Source organism: Bacillus sp. BC05(2025) (assembly GCF_056725905.1).
The window spans coordinates 1-5,911 of sequence record NZ_JBWYRA010000024.1; the positions used below are offsets into that span (position 1 = coordinate 1).

Consider the following 5,911-nt stretch of genomic DNA (forward strand, 5'->3'; position numbering starts at 1 on the left):
TTAAATTAAACATCATGGCAAATCTAGGCACACCATATATAGGATGTAATTTCCCAAAAACTTTAGGGAAATATCCATTCTTCTCCATCCCGTATAGCATGCGTGATGTGGTTGCCATATAAGTAGTACCTGTACCAGAAGGAGATACAAAAGCATCTAAATATAATACAATAACTAACCAATTAATATTTAGTGCTATCGCTAAATCAGCAAATGGTGAATTGAAATTTAAATTCGACCATCCATTAATTATCATATCAGGATTTACAGCACCGATAAAAGCAATTTGTAATAATACATATATTACAGTTGCAATTACAATAGATCCTACAACTGCCCGAGGAATAGATTTCCCTGGGTTCTTTGCTTCACCAGCCATATTAATTGGGCTTTGAAAACCATTGAATGCAAAAATAACACCAGATGTTGCCATAGCAGTTAATACATTTGACCAATTAGATACATGAAAGTCCTGATGACTAGTAAAGTTCTCTCCATGAAATCCAACAAATAGCAATGCACCAATTGTAAGACCAGGAATTATAATTTTAAATATAGTAATTAATGAATTTACTTTTGCAAATAGACTAACTGTCCAATAATTTAAAAAGAAATATATGATTATAAGTAAAGAAGCAGCTGCAAGACCTTTTGAAGTCAGCATTCCATTATCCACTAAATCTTTGGCCCAACTTGCCCACTCCCAAGGCCACGAGCTCATATATTGTATTGAGGCTATAGCTTCAACCGGAATAACTGAGACGATGGCTATCCAATTAGCCCATGCAGCAATAAATCCTACGAAATCTCCATGTGAGTATTGGGTATATTTCACCATTCCGCCAGCCTCTGGAATCATGGCTCCTAACTCGCTATATGGTAAAGCAATAAATAATATTACAATCATTCCTAAAACCCAAGAAAGGATAGCGGCCCCCCCTGATATTTTTGCAGCCTTCCATGCACCAAATAACCAGCCAGACCCTAAAATCGAACCAATCCCAGTCATTGTAAGCGCAAAGGTTCCTAGCTTACGTTTCATATTTTTCATTTTTCACACGCCCCTCGTTTACAAAATAAATAGAATCCTCTTATTCATTAACTTTTTACTCATATATACTCCCCCTTTTTATTTAAAGTAAGAATGAAAGTTTTATAGACTAATTCGCCATAAAATTTATCTCCAATCAAATCTTTATAATGTATGTATACCCTCTATAACTCTCTCTAAACCTAAAAACTTTTAACTATATTTGTTACAGAAAACATCATAATCTAGTATGCCTCTATATTTTTAGGATTCAACGAATCATGTTAGGGAAGCACTAATAACCACATTTGTAAGAGTGTACCTCTACATTAAGAATATTTTAGTTCTAATAGACGAAGTTCATTTTGTCTATGTTCTTACCTAATTTGATAGGCATGGGATACTCCCCCAGATGCATTGAAGGTAGACACGGAAATGAAGGAAACTGTTATAGAAATTTCTACATTTCTTTGGTAATATATCGTTCCTTTCTTACAAAAACTTAACTCTATTCCGTCAAAAAGGTTCTGTATGAAAATATGTAGAATTAGCACATATACGGTATTTTATAAATAGAGAGGTGATTGTGTTGAAACATTTAACAAAATCAAAAAACTCATCGACAGGTCTGAGAGGGTATTTGGAATCCTATCCGTTAACTTCATTTTTTGTGATGGCATATTTATTCTCTTGGGTTGTATTAATTCCATTCATCTTATCTCAATGGGGTGTTTTTCCTAAAACAAAGGCATTTGATATCTTCTTTTTTGCCAATGCATTTGTAGGCCCTATGTTAGCAGCGTATATCATGTTTCGAACTCTGGAAGGCAAAGAGGCATGGAAAAAAGTTAGAAAAAGCATTCTATCCACTAAAGTCGGTTTGAAGTGGTTCTTGTTTACTCTTATCGTTATTCCCGCTGCAATGTTTTTAGGTATGGTGATAGTAAATGGAGAAATACCTACTTTCCGTGACCTTAATTCTGAATTTTTTATAACCTATCTCATCTCTTTTGTAGCAATTTTCTTTCTCGGTGGACCTTTACCGGAGGAAATTGGATGGCGTGGTTTCGCTCTGCCTAGATTACAATCAAAATTTGGACCGTTAAAAGCTACATTACTACTTAGTGTTTTGTGGGCTTTTTGGCATCTTCCACATTTCTTAACGGGTGCACAAAGAGGTGGGCCGGGTTCTGACCTTTCTCTCCTATATATTCACTTGCCAATTTTTATTTTACTGTGTTTGCCGATCTCAATCATTCTCACTTGGGTCTATAACTGTAATCACGGTAACTTATTTATTGTCATGCTGGTTCATGCGAGTGTAAATACGTTTAGCTTGGCACAAACTCATTCCACCAACGCTGTTTTAAAGAATACAGATATATTTGTAGTGATAGGATTGGGGTTTATTGCTTTGCTTATTCTTATTTTCACAAGAGGCAACCTGGGATATAAACAAACCTCTAATGGAGCAAATTTCAGTAACAATGAAAATATAAGTAAATAGAAAAGAAGGCCCTAGAATAATAGGTTGATGGCCAAGCTATCAAGTTAAGAATCATATTCTTCCCTAAAAAGAAAAAACATCATTTTCTATTCAAAGTGAAATAGAATTGTATGCAAAGAAATTCTATAGGCATGTGTTATCATATACATTGAATTAATTGGCTAAAGAAATAGGATTTGTTCAACAGGAAAAGAATTTATAGAGAAAGAATATAATTATATTGAATATAATAACGTGTTTTTAATTGTACCTTTAAGGAGGCGTTGTCAATGAGCAAATATTTTTATTTGATTGGGCCAAGAGGATAACGTTTCACTAGCCTATAAACTACGTGTTCCTCTTCAATATTAGAAGGAGAGTATAAAATTGAAGAAGTTATATTTAAAACCTATTGACAAAAGTAATTGGAAAGAAGCAATTAGACTGTCTGTTAAAGAAGAACAACAAACATTTATTGCATCCAACCTCTATTCAATCGCAGAAGTTCAATTTTTAGATAATTTCTATGCAAAAGGTATTTATCTTGATGAAAAAATGATAGGATTTACTATGTTTGGGATTGATCCTGATGATAATAATTATTGGATTTATAGACTTATGATTGATGAAAGATTTCAAGGGAAAGGTATAGGTAAACAAGCTATATATCTGGTTATTGATGAGATAAGACGAAATAATCACACAAATATTTCTTTAATCATGATTGGATATGCTCCTGAAAACCTTACAGCTAAATTTGTATATAAAAAAGCAGGATTTATTGAGACTGAATTATCACCTTGGGGTGAACAGTTAGCTCAGTATCCTTTATGAGTACTTGAATTCTCCAAGTTGAATTTTGGACTTATTAAAAAACAGTTCAATAGTATAGCAACGTAGGTAGGAAATAATTTATGCTTCATTTTACCTAGTAACATTCTAAAACATATAATAGATAAAAAAGACGACGCTGAATACGTCGTCTTTTTTATAAAGAGCAAAGTGATTTCTCAAAGTTTTCTTATTACATCAAAGCCAATTATCTCTTAGTTTATATTCAGGTAAAGCTTACACTGTTTTCCATAATGATAAAGCATAAATCCAGTTTGAATCCCCATTTCCTTGATAATTCTGGACTGCTTCATACACTTTTCCCTCGTGTAAAACTCTATCTCCCTTTTTATATGCTTTCTTTGCATCCCATGCTTCATATGGAGCGTTTTCAGTTTTTGTAGTAATTGTGAATGTATCACTCTGTGCAGATTCATTTCCAGCTACATCAACCGCCTTCACTACATATTTATAAGTAGTATTAGCAACTAAGTTTTTATCCATATAAGAAGTCTTAGTGGATGTTGCAATCTTTTTCATTAATCCTTCTGTTTCTCTATAAATATCGTAATGGTCTACACCAATATTATCGTCAGATGGACTCCACATTAAATCAACACTTGATGCTGTCGTTCCCATACTATGTAATCCTTTAGGTTGTGTTGGTGCTTCTGTATCAGGAGCCTCAACAGTCGTTTTCACTGTAAGCATTTCACTTTCTTTTGATACATTTCCAGCTGCGTCAATTGCTTTTACAGTATAAGTGTATTCCATACTTGGTTCTAATTGTTTATTAATAAAATGAGTGCCTGGTACGGTATCAATCAGCTCTCCATTACGGAATACTTGATATCCTTTTACCCCCACATTATCCGTAGAAGCGTTCCATGTTAGTTCAATACTATTTGCTGTTACTTTTTGAGCTTGAAGGCCATTCGGAATACTTGGTGCCTCTGTGTCTGGTTTCACATCATTAATCAGATTCACATCAATAACATTATAGAACGCATTCACAGTATCCGCTACATCCCATACGGCTAAAATCACATGATATCCATTACGATCAGTAGGTACATTGATTTTGTGCGCTACATTATTTGAAGCTGCAGAACCATCATGTTGTACAGTACCAATTGGCTCAAAGTCTGCTCTTGTTAACGCTTTATTTGGATTCCATCCCTTTTTGGTAATATAATAATGCCATTTGCTTGTTAAGTGTGGCGCTGTAAACTTCCAAGTAAACGTATTTTCCCCGCCAGTAATTGTATTTTTAAACCAACGATCTACCGTTTGTTGATCTAAAATACCACCAAATTTGCCGCCTGCAGAAGCAATTTGTCCATCAACTGGGCCGGCTTGCGGAAATCCTTTTGGAGCTTCTAAACTTTGTGGTTCGTACATAATGCTTCCACAGTTTGCATTTAAGGCGCCGTAAGTTTGGCTACATAACGCGGAACGGCTACCAGGTTTTTCAACAAAACCATGCGCGTATACGTTTTGAGGAATAAGTGTCGTGCCAATAATTCCAGCTGCTAATGCAACAGCTCCTAGACTGTTTTTGTTCATTTTTAAGTTTTTTAGGTGTTTAATCATTTGGTTATTCCTGTCCCCTTCTTGTTATGCTTTGTAGTGTGATGTGGGCTTTGATGTAAAAGTATAACAAGTGAGTAAATCGTTTCGGGTATGCGTAAGTTACGCAGGAACTATAGTGAATATGTATCCTACCCTGTATGTGAAAAGTTTCACTTGACTGATATATCATGACACAGAAACCACCTAGATTTGTGCAGAAGTTGTGCAGAAATATTTAACTTTTTATTAACACATAACAATCAATACTAAAATCAAGATTCAAAAAGCAAGATTTATATAGCGAACTGATCAAGTGAATCGGAGACATATATCAGGATAATTCTTCGGAAAATAATGACAACTATTGTTCTTATGTATATTCATAAAAACCAAAATCACTATAATCATAACTATTTTTGCAATATTTTTTTGATAGTCTGATGCTGATTTTTGTTGATTAAAATTGCTTGTGCTTGATTTGGATAGATACGAAAATTATAGGCTTTATTAATCATCATTTGATTCACCTCCATTTTAGTATATAACCATTACATATCGAACGCACATTCCGTGAATAGTGAAGTAACACTTTATGTATGTCGAACAATTAAGATGGCTCCTTGCCATCCCTTGTTCGAAGTCATTTCATCTCCCACCTACTCTCATCGCATTCCTTGAGGAATGAGTCTTCTTGGCTAAGATGATAAATTTTTCCCCCAAACGAGAAAATGTACATCTCCAAATGAAATGTACATTTCTTTATTTTAAGAATTCTTAAAAGTATTAATAGGCTGTTTTAGATTACTACCAAGAAATTGAACTACCCCCACTTTCACTTCGTTTAGAAGTGAGGGATTCCTAAGTAAAGAGTTCTATCGAACTCTAATTGATTAGGCTAACCCCGCAGTCCCTGCGGTTAGAAGTCTTATTGCTTCATTCTTTATATTGATACTTGCGTTAATATCCCTATCATGGTGTGTACGACAAGAAGG

The 5,911-nt window shown here is 34.4% G+C and carries 4 protein-coding genes and 1 pseudogene; 2 read left to right on the forward strand and 3 right to left on the reverse strand.

What is annotated here, in order from left to right; all coding sequences use genetic code 11:
- A partial coding sequence (locus ACZ76X_RS28815) for an APC family permease (RefSeq protein ID WP_479852453.1) occupies positions 1–1,051 on the reverse strand: 1,051 nt, incomplete at its 3' end.
- Positions 1,052–1,616: 565 nt separating this feature from the next.
- Between ACZ76X_RS28815 and ACZ76X_RS28820 the strand changes: the two genes are divergently transcribed.
- Both ACZ76X_RS28820 and ACZ76X_RS28825 read left to right on the forward strand, forming a co-directional pair.
- Positions 1,617–2,537, forward strand: a complete 921-nt coding sequence (locus ACZ76X_RS28820) for a CPBP family intramembrane glutamic endopeptidase (RefSeq protein ID WP_479852454.1) — start codon at positions 1,617–1,619, stop codon at positions 2,535–2,537.
- Between the two features lie 366 nt (positions 2,538–2,903).
- Positions 2,904–3,350, forward strand: a complete 447-nt coding sequence (locus ACZ76X_RS28825) for a GNAT family N-acetyltransferase (RefSeq protein ID WP_479852455.1) — start codon at positions 2,904–2,906, stop codon at positions 3,348–3,350.
- Positions 3,351–3,584: 234 nt separating this feature from the next.
- Here the strand turns inward: ACZ76X_RS28825 and ACZ76X_RS28830 are convergent, their stop codons facing one another.
- Together ACZ76X_RS28830 and ACZ76X_RS28835 are read right to left on the reverse strand one after the other, a co-directional pair.
- Positions 3,585–4,940, reverse strand: a complete 1,356-nt coding sequence (locus ACZ76X_RS28830; protein ID WP_479852456.1) for a lytic polysaccharide monooxygenase — start codon at positions 4,938–4,940, stop codon at positions 3,585–3,587.
- 428 nt (positions 4,941–5,368) lie between these two features.
- A pseudogene (locus ACZ76X_RS28835) lies at positions 5,369–5,437 on the reverse strand (helix-turn-helix domain-containing protein); the annotation flags it as partial.
- Positions 5,438–5,911 lie beyond the last annotated feature (474 nt).